Source organism: Agrobacterium sp. BT-220-3 (assembly GCF_025910175.1).
Taxonomy (GTDB): Bacteria; Pseudomonadota; Alphaproteobacteria; order Rhizobiales; family Rhizobiaceae; genus Agrobacterium; species Agrobacterium oryzihabitans.
Genome location: NZ_JAPAIX010000002.1, coordinates 637605 through 655729, shown reverse-complemented (window position 1 = coordinate 655729; position 18125 = coordinate 637605). Strand labels below are relative to the sequence as shown.

The following is an 18125-nucleotide window of genomic DNA, read 5'->3' as shown; positions in this document are numbered from 1 at the left end:
GTGTCGAAGAAAGATCGCCATGCGAAAATGCGGTTAAAGGCCGCATTCCTGCAGAGCTTCACTTATCCTGCCATTTTCGGATTGCCTAAACATTACGCCCTGACGGGCTCTTGCCGGTCTGATAGCGCCTATTGCCTGGCCTGTGCCGTATCCGGGGCTATGCGATAGTCATCGATACGGCCCGCCGGCGCATCGGCCATCTCGCCACGCTTGGTCAGCCGTTCGCGCGGCGATTCCACCACCGATACGCGTGTCGGCCCGGCTGTCGCTGGGGTGTCGCCAAGCAGCCTGTCGCCGCCATCGAGATTGGGATCGGTGAGGCTGATCGGTTGCGTACGCACCTGTCCCGCGTCGATGCCGAGTGCCGGCAGCGAGGTGAGCGCGGGCAGATTGCTGCCATCCAGTTTCACGAGGTCCGGCCCGGCGCTGTCGAGGTGCCTGCGCACGAATTTCTCGACGTAAAAGGCGAGCTTGCGTTTGCCGGCGCTTGTCATGCCAACGCCGTCGGCCTCGCGCAATCGGGCCTGCTGACCGTTCATGTCGTAACCGGTAATGACGAATTTTCCGGCCTCATCGACGAAACCGTCCCACACATCCACGAATTCGCCGCCGTATTTCTCGACATGGCTGCGATAAAGCCGGTTGAAGCCAACGAGATCGGCCGTGAGCGACGGCGACTGGAAAGCGGGCAGTCCAACCCACAGCAGCGGTACCTTCTTGCGACCGGCAATGGTCAGAAGCTCATCGATCCGCCGCTCATATTCCTTGAACCACACATCGGTGCCGAATTTTTCCCTGATATCGCCGATCTGCATCTGCTGGCGATCGTTCGATCCCATCATGATGACGATTGTGGCCGGGTTGGTTTCGTTTATGAACTGCGGCAGGTTGGCGAACCAGTCGTAATAATCGGTGCGAACGAGGCCGGAAGAGCCGTTTGCCCGCACATCCACGGCAATTGCCGGCGAACTGGCAAAGGCGTTGACCAGTTCTTCGCCCATGCCTCCGGCCAGAAAATCGCCGACCACCAGCACGCGCCTTGCATTTTCAAGCTTGGCGGCCGGCTCCGGTTTTATGGTTCGCATCTGAACCACCGAAGGCGCTTTTCTTGCGGGCTGCGGACGAGTGACCGCTCTTTCGCGCGGGGCCGATGGGAAATCCCGGCGGTTGCGCGGCTGGTATTCGCGGCCCGGCGCATCCTCCCGGCCCACGGGCCTGCCGAACAGCATTTCGAACAGGGTGCGCCGCTGTTCCTGGGCAAAGCTTTCGGACGGCACGAGCGGGGCGCAGATGGCCGCACAAAGAATGATGACGCAGAAGCGCCAGCCTGTCTTTCCGCGTTTCGCAGCAGGTGTCCTACTCATGACATCGACCTTTCCGGATGGCTCGGCGGCGGTAACGACCGTCGCCGAATTTGCCGGCACACTATTAGTTGCGCAGGGCTCTCAGCAATCGCTGCGACGGCTGGCCGTCATTTTCCATGCCCATGCGCGACTGGATGGCGCTGATGGCAGCCTTCGAACCGGAGCCGAAATTGCCGTCGATCTCGCCGTCGTAATAACCCAGTTCCTTCATGCGGGTCTGGAGTTCGAACTTTTCACGAATATCGAGCGTGCCATCCGGGCGTGGCCATTTCTGCTGCATGCCGCCATAACCGGCGATCTCGTCGGCAAGCAGGCCAACTGCCAGCGCATAGCTGTCCGATGCGTTGTATTTCTTGATGGTGAAGAAGTTTTTCATCATCAGGAACCCGGGGCCGTTTGCGCCGCCCTGCAATTTCAGCATGGCGCGGTCGGAGCCGCGGGTGAAATTCTTGCCGTTCGGGCGGGCAAAACCAAGCTTTGCCCATTCGGTAATCGTCTTCGTCTGGCCTTCGTAACGCGCGCCGCCCCGCGGCACTGCGGTCTCGTAACCCCAGGTCCGGCCGGGCTCCCAGCCATTCCGGGAAAGAAGATTGGCAGCCGTTGCCAGCGCGTCGGGAACCGAGTGCCAGATATCGCGCTTGCCGTTGCCATCAGCATCCACCGCATAAAGCAGATAGCTGGTCGGAATGAACTGGGTGTGACCCATCGCGCCCGCCCAGGAGCCCGTCAGCTGCTTGGGCGTCACATCGCCCGCCTGCAGGATTTTGAGCGCGGCGATCAATTGCGTGCGCGCAAATTTGGCGCGCTTGGGGTCGGAATAGGCAAGTGTGGCCAGCGCCTGCGGAATATTGTGCAGTCGCTCCGGCTTTTCGAGAACGGCGCCGTAATTGGATTCCATCGACCAGATGGCAAGGATGATATGTTTATCGACGTTGAAGTTGCGCTCGATCCAGTTGAGGGTCGTCGCATGCTTCATCTTCATCTCGCGGCCGATCCGCACCGTATAGGGGTTCACGCGGGAATCGAGATAATCCCAGATCTGGGTGGTGAATTCCGGCTGAAAAGTCGCCTTGCGCAGCGCATCCGGATCCGGCTCGCTGACGCCGGCAAAGGCCTTTTGATATGTGGCCTTGCTAATGCCTTCTTTGGCGGCTGTTGCGTAGAACTGGTTGATCCACTGTCTGAACCCCGCATCTGCGTGAGCAGAAACGGGCGCCAGCGAGATTGCCAAACCTGCAACCATCATGCAGCCGAATTTGCGGACACCTGAAAGGATCATCTTTATCATCGTCAGTCTTTCGTTCTCTCGAATGTCATTTCGATTGCGAAAACGCATCGGGCGTCGTCATGGATAACAAAAGAACGTCAACAAATTCTTTACCATTAATAGATGGTAGCGTCACCCTTTACAAAACGTTGTTATTTTTGAAATAACAACAGCGTGCGGGGATTGTGATCAAGTTTTATCTCTCAGGAGGGATATGTGGTAGAACAGAAGAAAATTCGGAAGGCCGTATTTCCGGTCGCAGGTCTCGGCACGCGTTTCCTGCCCGCAACCAAGGCGGTTCCGAAAGAGATGCTCACCGTCGTCGACAAGCCTGTCATTCAATACGTCGTCGACGAGGCGGCGGAAGCGGGCATCGAGCATTTTGTATTCGTCACCGGCCGCGGCAAGGCCGTGATCGAAGATTATTTTGATATTCAATTTGAACTCGAACAGATGCTGCGCGAGCGCAACAAGAATGCCGAGCTGACATTGCTGGCCGGCCTTCTGCCCAAGGCGGGCACGGCAAGCTTCACGCGCCAGCAGGTGCCGCTCGGCCTTGGCCATGCGGTATGGTGCGCACGGGACATCGTCGGTGACGAGCCTTTCGCCGTGCTTTTGCCTGACATGATCATGCATTCGCAGAAGAGCTGCCTGAAGGGCATGGTCGAACTTTACGACCAGACCGCCGGCAACGTCATCGCGGTGCAGGAGTGCGCCCCTGATCAGACGCATAAATACGGTATTGTCGGCGTGGGCGATGCCGTGGGCGAAGGTTTCAAGATCACCGAAATGGTCGAGAAGCCGGCCAAGGGAACGGCGCCGTCGAATTTCTACATCAACGGCCGTTATATCCTTCAGCCCGAGATTTTCGACATTCTCGAAAATCAGGAACGGGGCGCCGGCAACGAAATCCAGCTGACGGACGGCATGTTGACGCTTGCCCAGTCGCAGGAGTTTGCCGGCTATCATTTCCGCGGCCAGACCTTCGATTGCGGCGCCAAGGATGGTTTCATCCTGGCCAACGTTGCCTTCGCCCTGGAGCGTGGTGATATCCGTCCTGCGATCGAGGAGCCGATCAAGGCCCTGATCGAAGGTCTGAAGTAATTCAGCCCAGATATGCCATCAAAATATGTCATGGGAATCCCGGCCTTGCGCCGGGATTTCTGTTTTGAAGCTGTTTATCGCTTCAGGACAAGTCCGGCGCCGAAACGCAGTTCGCTGCTGTCATAAACCGGCGTCCACTGGTAGCTGACGTCCGCCGTCAGGTCGAGATAGCGGTTCAGGCCCCAGGTCAGGCCGGCGCCTGCGGTATATTCCACCGCATTCTCGATGTCAGAGGAGGGGAATGTCCGGTGGACGACCTGCCCCGTCAATCGTGCAACCAGATTGCTGCGCAATTCGTGGGTCAGGCCGGCATCGAGCCGATAGGAAATCCAGCCGCCCTGCGGGCCGCCGGCGAAGTCCTCTATCATCGTGCGCAGCCCGAGATTGACGTTGGTGCCGCGCTGGGGTGACCAGTTCAGTTCGCCGTCCAGCGTCAGCGCGCCGATGGCGGCAAGGCGGTCGTCGTCATATTGCTTGCGCAGGTAACCGATGGCGGCCTCACCGCGCGTCTTTTCGCCGAGATCGACCTCGGTTCCGATCTTCGCGCCATAGGAATTCGAGGAGCGGGCGTAACCGGAATTATCGAGACGCCGGTCATACTTCGTTGTTCCGGCGTTCAGTTCGAGGAAGGGGATCAAGGCCGGCGACAATTCGTAGCCGATGCGCCCGCGCAGGTTCGCGGCTTTCTGGTCGCGGTCGCTGAGGCTGATCGGCTGGCCGTTCAGGCCCTTCGCATCCGTATAGACCGTTCGCGACAGGTCGAGCGCCGCAAGCCCGCGCAGCTTGCCGAAATCCCGTTCGATCGATGCGCCGGCGGTGAAGCGGTGTTCGCCACCCTGCACCGATGCGCCGGTCAAAGCGTTGGGATCTGTCGTATCTTCGCGGCTGAATTCGTAACCGGCCGTGAGATTGGCCGTTGTTTCTTCACCAAGATCGAGGCGCAGATCGGCCTCGAGCCTTGCCCTCGGCTCCTCGCCATCCTTGTCGCTGCCGAAGTTCCTCTCCCAGGCGCCATCACCCGTCACCGTCAGCGCGTGGCGGGACCAGTCGCTGGTCAGCGTACCCCGTATGCCCGTCGTCAGATAGTTGCGCCGGGAAGGGCCGCCGGTATTGGTCTGTTTTTCCGTGTTGATCGTCTGGCTGATCGATGGCCGCAACAGGAATGTGCCGAGCCTTATGCCGGGGGTCTGTCCCGGCTGGGTCGCTATTTGCGGGTTTTCGCCACCGTCTACCGTCGGCTCATAGGGATTTTCGGCCTCGGCATAGGGCTGTCCCGCTTCGTCCTGCTGTTCGAAGATCGCATCGCCGGGATTGTTCGAGGGGCGCCACAGTTGCGGCGCGGGTGCAGGTGCAGTGGTCTGCGCCGTATTCGCCTCAGTCTCTGCTGTCGGCGTGCCGGGAGGCGTTCCGTCGCGGGAGGGAACTGCATTGGGCAGGGGTGTCGTGACCGCAGTCTGTGCGAAAGCGTTTCCGGACGTGCAAAGAAGCGTGCAGGCAAGCAGCATGGTTGCTGCTTTCCGCGACGTCGGCAGACGTGTGGCGGCGCCCTTCACATTCATTCCTCTTCACCCGGCGAATTTGGCCGATGCCGGATCGAAAGTTCGCCAAGCACTTCTCCAGGCCATTGAGCGACAGGCCGGAGAAATGATGTGGACAAACCGGCGATCAGGCAGGCGACGCAAGTTTTAACATCGCTTTAACAATAGGTTTTTTATGGTTAACAGTTGATAAAGATTGCCGGGATTTCAGCGTTGCGGTGGCAGCGGGATATCAGCGGCCGTTTTGGTCCGCGGCGGCAGGTCAATTTCCTGAGGCCGGACTGTTCGGAGACCTATGCCTTAATGAAAAATATTTCTAATATGATAAGATTTAAACGTTTCAATTTGGCACGGAATTGTCCTATAATTCGTGGTGCTGGCCATAAGCGCTCAGCAAATCCTGTTGATTTTTATTTTTTGTGACAGTTTCTTTTCATGAATCCCGTTTTGAACATCAATCAGGTTGGTTTTTATTGCTGGGATATTACCAACGACCGATTTTATCTCGACGAAATCTGCGCTGAACTCTTCGGAATTCCGCTGAGGCAGGCGATGCAGGGCATCAGCATTTTCCAGATGCTTGAAAAAGTGGATCTTGATCATCGAAATCGCGTCATCGAGACCGCGTTGACCACGCTGAAGGCCGCAAGCTTCTACAGCCAGGAATATGCGGTGCGCCGTGGTGACGGAACGGTCTCGTGGGTAAGGACGGTCGGGCGATATCTGGTCGATGAGGAAAACATCCCTTTCAAGCGGCTTGGCACGATTGAGGAAATTTCTCCGCCCGACTTGCGGCACTGACTTGCGCCACTAAAAAGCAGCGCTCGCCGGCTGGAGAGTGGACATATTCCGGGTGAAAGAGTAACAGTCGGCCATGATTACGCGCGCCGTCAAACTGGTCGAAGACAATGCCATCAAATCCGCGGTGCGGACGATTTCGATGGAGCGGGCTGGCCTTGCCGCTCTTGAGGACGCTCTCAGGAACGGTCTTTCCGAGCCTTTCTGCAAGGCGATCGAGACCATCGGCCAGTCAAATGGCCGTCTCATCATAACAGGGGTCGGCAAAAGCGGACATATAGGCGCGAAGCTCGCGGCCACATTCGCCTCGACGGGCACGCCTGCCTTTTTTGTGCATGCGGCGGAGGCCAATCACGGCGATCTGGGGATGATCGGCGGTGATGACGTGGTTTTAGCCATCTCCAAAGGCGGGGAAAGTGCGGAGCTGCGCAGCATCATCAACTATTCGCGCCGGTTCTCCATTCCTCTGATCGCGCTCACCTGTTCCGAAAACTCATCGCTCGCGAAAGCCTCCGACATCGTGCTTCTCGTTCCCAATGAACAGGAAGCCTGCCCACTCGGTCTCGCCCCCACAACCTCCACATTGATGCAGCTGGCACTCGGCGATGCCCTTGCCGTGGCACTTCTGGAGGCACGCAATTTCACCGCCGGCGATTTCAGGGTGTTTCATCCCGGTGGCAAACTGGGCGCAAGCCTCACGCTGGTCAGCGATATCATGCATACGGGTGATCGCGTGCCGCTGGTCACCAAGGGTACGGCCATGCCGGAAGCGGTCGGCGTTCTCTCCCGCAAGCATTTCGGCTGCGTTGGCATTCTCGACGAGGATGGCCGCCTGTGCGGCATCGTCACCGAGGGCGATCTGGCTCGCAACCTGTCGCGCAACCTCGCCGAATTGACGGTTGACGACATCATGACCCGCAATCCAAAAACGGTCAAAAAATCGGTGCTGGCGACCAGCGCTCTGGCGACGCTTGAAAAATTCCACATTGGCGCACTTATCGTCATCGATGACGACAACCGGCCGATCGGACTGGTGCATTTCCACGATCTTCTGCGGATCGGCGTCGCCTGACCGTCAGGATCGGTCGAGCGGTTCTATCGTGAGGGTTCGACCACGCGCGGCCGCGATCCTGACACGTGTTCCGGCAGGCATATCCTCGCCGTTGACGGACCACCATGTGTCATCCAGCCTTATCCGGCCTCGCCCTTCGACGATCGGCTCCTGCAACGTCGCGGTGCGGCCGACAAGGCTTGCCTCTCGCTGATTGAGAAAGGGTTCGTCGCTGGTTTCCCGGTTTCTGCCGAAATATCGCCGGCCAAGCAGGGCAAAGATGATGGAGAGGGCGGCAAAGAGCACAAATTGCAATTGCCATGCCCAGAATGCCGTGTCCCACAAAAACAGCGAGACCGCGCCGATGACCAGCGCGGCAAGGCCGATCCAGATCAGGAACACCCCTGGAGCAACGAGTTCGGCGGCCAGCAGAATGAAGCCGACGATCCACCAGCTCCATGGTCCAAATTCCGAGGCGAGCCGTTGCAGCATCGTCACTTCTCCGATGAAGAGCCGAAGGGATTGCCGGGCACCGTGACATTGATGGTCTGGCCGGAAGACCGCGTCGGTGGCACCGAGCGGGAAGATGTGGGGGCGGCGGGTGCGGTTGGCGCATCGCCCCTGTCGCCGAAGACCTCTTTTGCAATCGTGCCGATACCGCCGAGCGAACCGATCAGCGCCGAGGCCTCCATCGGCATCAGCACGATCTTGGAATTCTTGGCGGTGCCGATCTCGGCGAGCGCCTCGGTATATTTCTGGGCGACGAAATAGTTGATGGCATGGACATTGCCGGCGGCGATGGCGTCCGACACCATGCGGGTGGCGTTGGCTTCAGCCTCGGCCAGACGTTCGCGGGCCTCGGCATCGCGGAACGCGGCCTCGCGTTGACCTTCCGCCTCAAGAATGGCCGATTGCTTTGCACCTTCGGCGCGCAGAATCTGGGCGTTGCGGGCGCCTTCTGCCTCCAGCACCTGCGCGCGTTTTTCACGCTCCGCCTTCATCTGCCGTGCCATGGAATCGACGAGGTCCTTCGGCGGCGCAATGTCCTTGATCTCGATGCGGGTGACCTTGATGCCCCAAGGCCCGACAGCCTCGTCCACCACGCGCAGAAGGCGATCATTGATCGCATCGCGGTTCGACAGCAATTCGTCGAGGTCCATCGAGCCCATTACCGAGCGGATGTTCGTCATGGTGAGGTTTTCGATCGCCATTTCCAGATTGGAAATCTGGTAGGCGGCCTGGGCGGCATTGAGGACCTGATAGAAGGTGACGGCATCGGCGGAGACACTGGCATTATCGCGTGTGATAACTTCCTGCGTCGGTATATGGAGCACCTGCTCCATGACATTCATTTTCGAACCGATGCTTTCGATGAAGGGCACGATGAGGTTCAGGCCGGGCTCGAGCGTACGGGTGTAACGCCCGAACCGTTCAACCGTGTAACGATGCCCCTGCGGCACGGTCTTGATGCCGGCAAACAGCACCAGAATAACCAGCACCACCGCTGCCAGAACAACAATATCGAAACCGCCCAATGCAATCATCACATTTCCTCCAGGGTAAGAACCGTCAGGGATTTTACCCCAGCATCGTTATGGCAAGATTACACCCAGCCTTGCAACTCTCGCCGTACAACCTTTTCGAGAACATCCATACCCTCGGCGCTGTCGTTAAGACAGGGGATATGGGTAAATTTCTCGCCGCCATTATGCAGGAAAATCTCGCCGGCTTCACCGGCAATTTCTTCAAGCGTCTCAAGACAATCCGATACGAAGCCGGGATTCATGACGGCGATGCGCTTGATGCCTTCTGAAGCCAGTTTTCCCACGGTTTTGTCGGTATAGGGTTGCAACCATTCCTCCGGCCCGAAACGCGACTGGAAGGTGATCATGAAATTCTTGTCCGTCCGTCCCAGCGCCTCGCGCAACAGGCGGGCGGTCTTCTGGCAATGACAATAATAGGGATCACCCTTTTTGAAATAGGATTGCGGAATGCCGTGGAAGGAGGTGATCAGCATCTCAGGCTCCCAGTCCAGCGTCGCCAGATGGTTTTTGACAGAGGCGGCGAGTGCTTCGATATAGGCCGGATCGTCGTGATAGGGGGGCACGGTGCGCAGTGCAGGTTGCCAGCGCAGCTTCATCAGGTGTTCGAAAGCCTTGTCGTTGACGGTTGCCGTGGTCGATGCGGCATATTGCGGGTAGAGCGGAAAAAGCAGGATTTTTTCGCAGCCCTGTTCTTTCAGTGCGTCGATTTTCGAGGCGATGGAAGGCTGTCCATAGCGCATCGCCCAGTCAACGACGACATTGGGCAGATCCGTCAGCGCCTTTGCCATCAACTCACCCTGGCTGCGGGTATAGGTGCGCAGATAGCTTTCGTTGCGTTCGTGGTTCCAGATTTCCTCATAGGCCTTGCCGACCTTTTGCGGACGCTTGTTGAGGACGATGCCGTAAAGGATCGGATACCAGTAAAGGCGGGACCATTCGATGACGCGCTTGTCGCTTAAGAATTCCGCCAGATAACGGCGCATCGGCCAATAATCCGTACCATCCGGCGTGCCGAGATTAACGAGCAGAACGCCGACCTTGCCAAATCTTATGCCGGGATGGTCTACGGGGAGTGCGGATAGTTCTGTCGCCATGAATGACACCCTGAAATTCGGACTGTTTGCACAAGAGCTTTCCGTTTGGGAGAGGGCGGAAGGCTCCATCTTTTGTTTTATGCATACCGACGAGAACCCTGACGAATTCTGTCGCAAATGCTTGAGCTATACGCCCCTGTCGTCAAGTTGTTCATGTTCTAGACGAAATTTCTCAGGATAGAACCACCGCTGGAGGTGATTTCCGGGGCTGGCTGGCAGGCACGATGCCCTTTTGCAAAGTGCGGCCTGTAGTGACCTGTTTTTTATAGGAAAATAAGAAGCCGACCCCGTGGTTGAGGGTCGGCTTCCGGTCTGCGGCAAATTGCCCTGTCTGGTCGCTACCGGCTTATTGCGCCGGAAGCTCCAGTTCCTCACCGATCTCAATGTGGTTCGGATGCTTCAGCGTGTTCGCCTTGGCAATTCTGGTCCAGAGAGCGCCATCGCCATATTTTTCCGCCGCGATCTTCCAGAGCGAATCGCCCTTCTCAACCACATATTTGCTGACCGCAGCAGCGGCGGTCGCGGGCGCGGTGGCGGCAGGTGCCGTGGCAGAAGGTGCGGTGGCAGCAGGCGCTGCGGGCGCCGGAGCCGGTGTTGCTGCCGGAGCCTGTGTGCCTGCTGCCGGTGCCGGTGCCGGTGCGGTTGCTGCGGGTGCAGGTGCTGCGGGCTTTGCCGGAGCCACGTAACCGGCAGGTGTCACTTCGCTGATGCGGCCGTCCGTATAGGGCTTATAGGGGCTGTTTGCGGTGATATAAGCGGCGACAGCCTCTTCGAGATTGGGGCCGAAATCATAGGCGTTGATCGCCTTCGTCGCAAAGACCTTGAAGCCATCACCGCCGGTGCGAACATAGTTGTTGGCCGCGACGATATAGGTCTTGGCCGGGTCGAGCGGCACAAACGTCTCGCCTTCCTTAACGTCAACCGAAACGATGCGGCTGCCGGCAGGCTTCGAGCGGTCGAAAGAATATTTCAGGCCGGAAACCTGCATGAACCGGCCAGCACCATCATCGATCTGGCTGACGCCGTTTTCGAGGGCGGCGCGAATATCCTCGCCCTTCAGCTGGAAGGTCGCAACGGTGTTCTGGAACGGCAGAACCGTCAGGACCTCGCCCATCGAGACATCGCCGGCATCAATGGAAGCGCGCAGGCCGCCGCTATTTGCGAAAGCGATGGTGATGCCCTGATCCTTCACGCGGGCCAGTGTGGCATCCGCCACCAGATTGCCCATGGAGCATTCCTTGACGCGGCAAATCTTGCGGTCGCCCTCGATCGGGCCTTCCGAAGTGCCGACGACCTTGGATTTCAGAGCCTCGATCGGTGCTTTCAGCTCGTCGATGCGCTTCAGCGTCGCTTCATCGGGTTTGAAGGAGGAATCGATCAGGATCGGGTCGCCCTTGCTTTCCTTGACCACGCCGCTGTCATCGAAGACGACGCGCAGGTCACCGAGATATTTGCTGTATTGTCCGGCCTGAACCACCGGAACCTTGTAGCCGCCGGGATTGTCGACGAGCGTCGGATAGGGGCCTTCGGCCTTCTGGTCGGTGTTGGAAAGCAGCGTATGCGAGTGGCCGCCAACCACGACATCCACATCCGGGATTTTCGCGATGAATTCGAGGTCGCGCGGATATCCGACATGGGTAAGGGCGATGATCTTGTTGACGCCGTCCTGCTTCAGCTTCTGCACCTGTTCGCTGATTTTCGCGACATCTTCGGCAATGGTGATATTGGGACCGGGCGTCGCCAGTTCCGCCGTATCGTTGGCCACCGCACCGACGATGCCGATTTTCTGGCCGCCGACTTCAAGGACGATGGAAGGCTTGACGCGATCACCGATCTTCGAGGCGGCGCTGGCGACCACGTTTGCGGTCACGACCGGAAACTGGACCTTGTCGAGGAAGCCGGCAAGCCCGTCTTCGCTATCGTCGAACTCATGGTTGCCGACGGTCATGGCGTCGAACTTCATGGCGTTCAGCATTTCTGCTTCAACGGTGCCCTTGTAGGTGGTGTAGAATAGTGACCCCTGAAAATTATCGCCGGCATTAAGCAGAAGAACATTTTTCCCTTCAGCCTTGAGCGCGTCGCGGGTCTGGTTGATTGCGGTCAAGAGGCGCGCAGCACCGCCGAAGCATTCATTCTTGCCTTCTTCTTCCGCCGAGCAGGTCGAGTCGGACTTGTTGATCGATTCGATACGGGAGTGAAAATCGTTGATGTGAAGAATGTTGAGCTCGTAATCGGCCAGAGCCGCTCCAGCCGAAAGCGTTATTACCGAAACGCTCAGCATGCCCAGTCCCAAAATTTTCTTCATGGTCCCTCTCTCCTGTTCAAAGCGGAAGCCACGGCCGGTCGATCATCATCCGGTCGTGCTTATTTTCTAGTCCGAAAATATGTCAGTCTTTCAAAGCGCGATGTTTCCATTTAGCGGCAGTTGTCGCAAGCGAAATTATGACAGTCGCGCAATAAAGAAAAACGCACGCTTGAAGCGTGCGTTTCACAATGCTATCCATTTGAAAATATAAGATTATCAGCCTTGACGCGTCAGCGAGAACTGGCTGTTTGTGTCTGTCGTGCAATTCAATTGTGACGGGGAGACAAGGGCGCAGTTGACGCGCGATTGCGTATTGCGAACCAGTGACGTCATGTTGATTTCGTAGAGCGTCGGCGAAATGGTGACATAGGTGCCAGACGCCAGAAGCGTATTGGTGTCGGTCGAACGTGTGGAGAAAGCGCCGTTCTGGAATGTCGATACGATGCCGTTACGGTCGATCCAGCGGCCATCGACGGCCGGCCCGCGGGCAAGCGAGGGGGCCATGGAGGTCTGCTGGGAGGGACCCGGCGCGACGCATGAAGACACCGCGATGGCGGCTGAAAGCAAAGCAGCGCTTGTCTTGAAGTTCATGAGCCTGTTCTCCTGCGATTCGATGAAACCCTTGTGCTTCGACCATGCCGTGAAGCGTTCTTTATTTCAAGGCAACGTTGTTTGCTCTCCCGGGTTCCTGACGTCCCGCATGAAAGCGCCGGCGTGACAAATATGAGACTCCGGTCCTTTAGCGCACCAGGATGTTGCGGAACTGCCAAGGATCGGACTTGTCGATATTGTCGGGAAACAGGCCGGGGCGACCATCGAGCGGCGTCCAGTCCGTATAATGTCCCTCGACCGGGCCAAGATAGGGGCGCTGCACCTCAAGGCATCGGCGGTAATCCATTTCATCTGCCTCGACGATGCCGGCCTGCGGATTTTCAATTGCCCAGACCATTCCGGCCAGCACCGCCGAACTGACCTGCAGCCCGGTCGCATTCTGGTTGGGCGCGAGTGAGCGCGCCTCCTGCAGGGTCAGCCGCGAGCCGTACCAATAGGCATTTTTGTCATGGCCATAGAGAAGAACACCCAGCTCGTCGGCGCCGTCGACCAGTTCGTCTTCGCCGAGCACATGCTGGATCGGCTGGGCCGTGCCGCCATTGCCGAAGAGTTCGTGCAGGGAAAGAATGGCGTCGTTGCAAGGGTGGTAGGCATAATGACAGGTGGGGCGATAGATCACGCCGCCATCGTCATTGCGGACGGTGAAATAGTCGGAAATCGAGATCGCTTCATTGTGGGTGACCAGAAATCCATATTGCGGGCCCTGGCCCGGACACCACGTCCGCACCCGGGTATTGGCGCCGGGTTGATCGAGATAGATCGCCGCCTTGCTGCCCTTTTTCTGCTTTTTCGCGTTTTTCGGCATCCAGTTTTCATGCGTTCCCCAGCCGAGTTCGGCCGGCTGAAAACCTTCGGCGATAAAACCCTCGACGGACCAGGTGTTCCAGAACGCCCCGAATGGCTTGGGCTCCTTTGCCCGCTGCGTGTCGCGCTCGGCCACATGCACGCCCTTGACGCCAAGCTGTTTCATGAGCTTTGCCCATGTTTCCCGGTCATGCGGCTGCGGCTCCTCGATATCGAGACCCGTATCCCTGGCGAGGTTGATCAGCGCCTGCTTCACGAACCAGGACACCATGCCCGGATTGGCGCCGCAGGTGGAAACCGCCGTTGTGCCGCCCGGTTTGCGCGCCTTTTCCTTCAGCATGGTCTCGCGCAGCGAATAATTGGTTCTGGAGGCATTGTCGGCGTCGGCGTCGAAATAAAAGCCCGGCCATGGCTCCACCACGGTGTCGATATAGAGCATGCCGTGTTTGCGGCAGAGCCTCATCAGATCAACGGATGCGGCATCGACGGAAAGATTGACGCAAAAGCCCTGGCCCTGGACACCTTTGAGGAGCGGCTTGAGAACCTCTTTATAGTTTTCCTTGGTCAGATGTTTGCGGATGTGATGAATGTTTCTCTCGGCCAGAAACGCCGCGATATCCTCGCGCGGATCGATGACGACGAGACGGGTCCTGTCGAAATTGAAATGACGTTCGATCAACGGAAGAGTACCGCGCCCGATGGAGCCGAAGCCGATCATGATGATGGGGCCGTCAATATCGCCGTAAATCGGATGGTTTGCGTCCGTCATTCGTCAATTTTCCTTTTTCAGCCAATAAGTAAGCTAGATCATAAAAGCGTGCCACAATAAAGGGCAGGTGGATGACGGACATATGACGGTGGTGACGACGGGGTGGGCCGGCGCACCCTTTCCACCACATTCTGCCTCTTCGCATTTTAGATACTGCGTTTATAATTAGGTTCTTCTTTTCGTGTATATGTCCAAAGGCTTGGGGGCTTTGGCCGGATGACGACGGGGGAAATTTTCGCCATCACAGGAGAGTTGCCTGTTGGATAGTCTTATCGAGCGTGTTGCAGCGCTTCAGAGTGCCACCCCCGTTCTGATCGCCCTCTATGATTCCGAGGACCGGTTGCGGCACGCCAACCCATCGTTTCGGGAAAGCTTTCAGCTTGCTGCGGGAGATTTCCCGACCTGGGCGGATATCATGCGGCTGAACCATCGCCTGCGCACCGGCGTCGTCATAAGAAACAACGATTTCGAGGGGTGGCTGATGTCAGCGCAGTCCCGGCGCGGCAAGCTGCCCTATCGTGCCTTCGAGATGGACATGTATGACGGCCGCTGGTTCTGGATGACGGAGACGGTTCAGCAGGATGGATGGATGCTCTGCATCGCAAGCGACGTCACCGAATTGCGCCAGGGCTACAGAACGCTGCGGCAGGACCGCGATCTGGCGGTGCGCGCCTCGCAGACTGACGAATTGACGGGAACGGCGAACCGTCGTTTCGTTTTCGCGAAATTGGCCCTGCAGGTGGAACGGGTCGGCAGAGGTCTTGAAGCGCCCTTTTGCCTTTGCACGCTCGATATTGATTTTTTCAAGCAGATCAACGATCGTTTCGGCCACAAATGCGGTGATGCGGTTCTGCGTGATTTTGTCGGCATCGCCCATTCCGTCGTGCGCCGGGTGGACTGTTTCGGCAGGATTGGCGGTGAAGAATTCATGCTCATCCTGCCGCGCAGCTCCGTTGCCGAAAGCGGGGAGATTGTCGAACGGCTGCTGCAAAGGGTGCGTCTTTCTAGACCCCTGCCCGATTTCCCGGATTTTTCCTACAGTTGCTCGGCCGGCATGACCGCCTATCGTATGGCGGAAAGCGCCGACGAGGTTTTCATGCGTGCCGACAAGGCCCTTTATGCGGCCAAGGAGAAAGGTCGGGACCGGCTTCTGGCGGTGACGGTTTAGACCAGTTCCGCCGCAATCAAGCCATGCAGCGAATTACCCACGAACAACCGCCGCCCGGCAAGATCCTCCGGTTTCAGCGCCTGCCCGCGGGCCTTGCGCTCACGGATAAGATCGGCGCGCAGGACGCCCGGAAGAATGCCGCTGTCGAGCGGCGGCGTCAGCAATTGCCCATCAGGCATTTCGACGAAGATGCTGGTCGAGGATCCCTCGCACAACTCGCCGCGCTCGTTGAGAAGCAGAACCTCATCCGCATCTGCGGCTGAGAATTCGGCGCGGGCGGCATCATAGGGCTCCCGGCGCGACGACTTGTGGCGATAGAAGGTATCGGCGGAATCAAGGGTGGTTTGGGTGGCAATGCGGACGCGCCAGACGGTATTTTCCTGCAACGGACGAAAGTCGGCCGTTTCAATATCCAGCTCACCCTTGTAGTTCATGACAAGCTTTACGCAGAGCGGGTTTTCGCCGCCCACCGTCTTTTCCAGGGTCTGGACCGCATTGAGGGGTGCGCGAAAACCCAACGCATCGGCGGAGCGCAACAGCCGGCGCATATGCTGGTCAATGCGCTGAAAGCCCGATTGCGGCTCCCAGCGCAGGGTTTCCCTCAAGGTCAGATCAGCGGGTTTGCGTTTCATTGCCTTTGCTCGTCGCCTGCAGTCATCATTGGTGTCCATACCGGCGATATCAACCGGCAAAGCTTGTCCGAAATAGGATAGCCTTGCCGGCTGGCGAGGTTAAGCCTGTTTGTTATCCAGCGCTTCCAGCTCGTCGATCAGCCCCTCGATCATCGAAAGGCCCTTGTCCCAGAAGGAAGGATCGGTCGCATCAAGACCGAAGGGCTTCAAAAGCTCGGAATGGTGCTTGGTGCCGCCCGCTTTCAAAAGCTCGAAATATTTATCCTGAAAGCCGGTCTCGGCCTTCTGGTAGACCGCATAAAGCGAGTTCACCAGGCAATCACCGAAGGCATAGGCATAAACATAGAAGGGTGAATGGATGAAATGGGGGATATAGGTCCACCATGTCTCGTAGCCTTCGGAAATCCGGATTGCCGGGCCGAGGCTTTCGGCCTGAACGGAAAGCCACAATTCACCGATCTGTTCGGAGGTCAACTCGCCCTGCTTGCGGGCGGTGTGCAGCTTGCGTTCGAATTCATAAAACGCAACCTGACGAACGACCGTGTTGATCATGTCCTCGACCTTACGGGCGAGCATAGCCTTGCGCTCTCTCACATCCTTGGTGTCGTTGAGCAGCTTGCGGAAGGTCAGCATTTCACCGAAGACGGAAGCTGTTTCGGCAAGCGTCAGCGGCGTGGCGCACATCAATGCGCCTTGGCCGCCGGCCAGCACCTGGTGCACGCCGTGGCCAAGCTCATGGGCAAGCGTCATCACGTCCCGCGGTTTGCCGAGATAATTGACGAGCACATAAGGATGGGCTGATGGCACCGTCGGATGAGCGAATGCCCCCGGAGCCTTGCCAGGGCGGGCGGGAGCGTCGATCCACTCTTCATCAAAGAAACGGCGGGCGATATCAGCCATCTCGGGCGCGAAATCGCCATAGGCGGAAAGCACGGTATCCTTTGCCTCATCCCATGGAATGATCGTATTGGACGTATCGGGCAGCGGCGCGTTGCGGTCCCAGTAGTTCATCTGCTCCATGCCGAGCCATTTCGCCTTCATGGCGTAATAGCGATGCGAAAGGCGCGGATAGGCGTTTTTGACGGCGGCAGCCAGCGCATCGACAACTTCACGCTCGACGCGGTTCGCCAGATGGCGGCTGTCGGCAATGTCTTCGAATTTGCGCCAGCGGTCGGAAATATCCTTGTCCTTGGCGAGCGTGTTGGTGATGAGGGTGAAGACCCGCAGATTGTTCCTGAAGGTGGCGCTCAGGGCTTCGGCCGCCTTCCTGCGGGTTTCCGGCTCAGGCTCCTGGAGCATGTTGAGCGTCACTTCCAGCGGAAGGTTTGCGCCGTCAATATCAAAACGCAGATCGGCCATCGTCTCGTCGAACAGACGGTTGAAGGCGCTCGCGCTGGTCATCGATTTTTCAAGGAACAGCTGTTCCAGCTGGTCGTCAAGCTGGTGCGGCTTGTCCTTGCGCAAATCCACCAGCCAGGGCCGGTAATGCCCTGCCGCGGCATCATTTACCATGCAGGCGTCCATCACCGCATCGTCGATGCGGTTGAGTTCAAGCGTAAAGAACAGGAGATGGGCGGAAATATCCGTCAGTTTCGCTTGGGCATCGCCGTAAAGTTTGCCGTTTGCCGGGTTCGACGTATCGGAAAAATAAGTCAGTCCGGCAAAGGAGCCGATGCGGCCGATGAGATCGTCCAGCGCTTCATACTCCTTGAGGGCAGCGCCGATGCCGTTGGCGCCTGTCGCCTTTGCGGCGGTCTCAAGCTTGCCCTTCCATTTATCCTCGAAAGCCGTCGCCATTGCTGCCGCCTTCTCAAGATCGCCCTTGTATTCCGGCGAGTCGCCCGACGGATAAAGATCCGAAAGCTTCCAGTCGGGCAGGTCACCAAGCACGGGACCGGAGGTTTCCGCAAGGGAAAATACGGGTTGCGGAATGGAGCGATTAAGGGTCATCGGACGTATCCTTCTGGTTATGCTTTTCGAAGCATATGGGGCCTTTGTTTCCCGTAGCAATGGATAAAATGCAAGCAAATCTCAAAACTGGATGTTCAAATCTCCTGTGCCAGAGTGCGGCATAA

Annotated in this window: 15 protein-coding genes; 4 read left to right on the top strand and 11 right to left on the bottom strand. The window is 57.9% G+C overall.

Annotated elements, in window-relative coordinates; genetic code table 11:
• Positions 1–128 precede the first annotated feature (128 nt).
• Positions 129–1364 carry an SGNH/GDSL hydrolase family protein gene (locus OK142_RS09580; protein ID WP_137039221.1) on the bottom strand — a complete coding sequence of 412 codons (1236 nt, stop codon included), beginning with the start codon at positions 1362–1364 and terminating at the stop codon, positions 129–131.
• 64 nt (positions 1365–1428) lie between these two features.
• On the bottom strand, positions 1429–2652 hold the full coding sequence (locus OK142_RS09575) for a lytic murein transglycosylase (RefSeq protein ID WP_498682370.1): 1224 nt from the start codon (positions 2650–2652) through the stop codon (positions 1429–1431).
• Between the two features lie 195 nt (positions 2653–2847).
• Here OK142_RS09575 and galU point away from each other — a divergent pair, with 195 nt between their 5' ends.
• Complete coding sequence (gene galU, locus OK142_RS09570; RefSeq protein ID WP_082185327.1) at positions 2848–3735, top strand: UTP--glucose-1-phosphate uridylyltransferase GalU; 888 nt, start codon at positions 2848–2850, stop codon at positions 3733–3735.
• A 74-nt stretch (positions 3736–3809) separates the two neighbouring features.
• Here the strand turns inward: galU and uppP are convergent, their stop codons facing one another.
• A complete protein-coding gene (gene uppP, locus OK142_RS09565) occupies positions 3810–5294 on the bottom strand; it encodes a polysaccharide biosynthesis protein UppP (protein WP_216333199.1) in 1485 nt (494 codons plus the stop codon).
• A 414-nt stretch (positions 5295–5708) separates the two neighbouring features.
• Between uppP and OK142_RS09560 the strand changes: the two genes are divergently transcribed.
• Positions 5709–6074 carry a PAS domain-containing protein gene (locus tag OK142_RS09560; protein WP_082185329.1) on the top strand — a complete coding sequence of 122 codons (366 nt, stop codon included), beginning with the start codon at positions 5709–5711 and terminating at the stop codon, positions 6072–6074.
• A 73-nt stretch (positions 6075–6147) separates the two neighbouring features.
• Complete coding sequence (locus OK142_RS09555; protein ID WP_498682368.1) at positions 6148–7143, top strand: KpsF/GutQ family sugar-phosphate isomerase; 996 nt, start codon at positions 6148–6150, stop codon at positions 7141–7143.
• A gap of 3 nt (positions 7144–7146) precedes the next feature.
• Here OK142_RS09555 and OK142_RS09550 read toward each other — a convergent pair whose 3' ends face one another.
• From OK142_RS09550 to OK142_RS09525, 6 genes are all read right to left on the bottom strand, one after another.
• On the bottom strand, positions 7147–7614 hold the full coding sequence (locus tag OK142_RS09550; RefSeq protein WP_498682365.1) for an NfeD family protein: 468 nt from the start codon (positions 7612–7614) through the stop codon (positions 7147–7149).
• A gap of 2 nt (positions 7615–7616) precedes the next feature.
• Complete coding sequence (locus tag OK142_RS09545) at positions 7617–8666, bottom strand: SPFH domain-containing protein (protein ID WP_498682363.1); 1050 nt, start codon at positions 8664–8666, stop codon at positions 7617–7619.
• A 59-nt stretch (positions 8667–8725) separates the two neighbouring features.
• Positions 8726–9760: a ferrochelatase gene (gene hemH / locus OK142_RS09540; protein WP_137039219.1), complete on the bottom strand. Its 1035-nt coding sequence runs from the start codon at positions 9758–9760 to the stop codon at positions 8726–8728.
• A 346-nt stretch (positions 9761–10106) separates the two neighbouring features.
• Entirely contained in the window at positions 10107–12065 is a 1959-nt protein-coding gene (locus OK142_RS09535) for a 5'-nucleotidase C-terminal domain-containing protein (protein ID WP_498682360.1), read from the bottom strand.
• A 216-nt stretch (positions 12066–12281) separates the two neighbouring features.
• A complete protein-coding gene (gene omp10 / locus OK142_RS09530; protein ID WP_003497694.1) occupies positions 12282–12656 on the bottom strand; it encodes an outer membrane lipoprotein Omp10 in 375 nt (124 codons plus the stop codon).
• A gap of 148 nt (positions 12657–12804) precedes the next feature.
• Complete coding sequence (locus OK142_RS09525) at positions 12805–14250, bottom strand: homospermidine synthase (RefSeq protein WP_498682358.1); 1446 nt, start codon at positions 14248–14250, stop codon at positions 12805–12807.
• A 259-nt stretch (positions 14251–14509) separates the two neighbouring features.
• Between OK142_RS09525 and OK142_RS09520 the strand changes: the two genes are divergently transcribed.
• The gene (locus OK142_RS09520; protein WP_313607578.1) at positions 14510–15418 is read left to right on the top strand and encodes a GGDEF domain-containing protein; all 909 of its coding nucleotides are present in this window, start codon (positions 14510–14512) and stop codon (positions 15416–15418) included.
• Here the strand turns inward: OK142_RS09520 and OK142_RS09515 are convergent.
• Both OK142_RS09515 and OK142_RS09510 read right to left on the bottom strand, forming a co-directional pair.
• A complete protein-coding gene (locus OK142_RS09515) occupies positions 15415–16050 on the bottom strand; it encodes an aminotransferase class IV family protein (protein ID WP_498682354.1) in 636 nt (211 codons plus the stop codon). The two genes, OK142_RS09520 and OK142_RS09515, sit on opposite strands and share 4 nt — an antisense overlap.
• Positions 16051–16149: 99 nt before the next feature.
• Complete coding sequence (locus OK142_RS09510; protein ID WP_498682352.1) at positions 16150–18000, bottom strand: M3 family oligoendopeptidase; 1851 nt, start codon at positions 17998–18000, stop codon at positions 16150–16152.
• Between the last annotated feature and the right edge of the window lie 125 nt (positions 18001–18125).

Excerpts from the sequence above, each read along its gene's own strand:
- OK142_RS09535 (WP_498682360.1), bottom strand. The coding sequence starts at position 12,065 with ATGAAGAAAATTTTGGGACTGGGCATGCTGAGCGTTTCGGTAATAACG.
- OK142_RS09560 (WP_082185329.1), top strand. The coding sequence starts at position 5,709 with ATGAATCCCGTTTTGAACATCAATCAGGTTGGTTTTTATTGCTGGGAT.
- OK142_RS09555 (WP_498682368.1), top strand. The coding sequence starts at position 6,148 with ATGATTACGCGCGCCGTCAAACTGGTCGAAGACAATGCCATCAAATCC.
- hemH (WP_137039219.1), bottom strand. The coding sequence starts at position 9,760 with ATGGCGACAGAACTATCCGCACTCCCCGTAGACCATCCCGGCATAAGA.
- omp10 (WP_003497694.1), bottom strand. The coding sequence starts at position 12,656 with ATGAACTTCAAGACAAGCGCTGCTTTGCTTTCAGCCGCCATCGCGGTG.
- OK142_RS09580 (WP_137039221.1), bottom strand. The coding sequence starts at position 1,364 with ATGAGTAGGACACCTGCTGCGAAACGCGGAAAGACAGGCTGGCGCTTC.
- OK142_RS09550 (WP_498682365.1), bottom strand. The coding sequence starts at position 7,614 with ATGCTGCAACGGCTCGCCTCGGAATTTGGACCATGGAGCTGGTGGATC.
- uppP (WP_216333199.1), bottom strand. The coding sequence starts at position 5,294 with ATGAATGTGAAGGGCGCCGCCACACGTCTGCCGACGTCGCGGAAAGCA.
- OK142_RS09510 (WP_498682352.1), bottom strand. The coding sequence starts at position 18,000 with ATGACCCTTAATCGCTCCATTCCGCAACCCGTATTTTCCCTTGCGGAA.
- OK142_RS09515 (WP_498682354.1), bottom strand. The coding sequence starts at position 16,050 with ATGAAACGCAAACCCGCTGATCTGACCTTGAGGGAAACCCTGCGCTGG.
- OK142_RS09575 (WP_498682370.1), bottom strand. The coding sequence starts at position 2,652 with ATGATAAAGATGATCCTTTCAGGTGTCCGCAAATTCGGCTGCATGATG.
- OK142_RS09545 (WP_498682363.1), bottom strand. The coding sequence starts at position 8,666 with ATGATTGCATTGGGCGGTTTCGATATTGTTGTTCTGGCAGCGGTGGTG.
- OK142_RS09525 (WP_498682358.1), bottom strand. The coding sequence starts at position 14,250 with ATGACGGACGCAAACCATCCGATTTACGGCGATATTGACGGCCCCATC.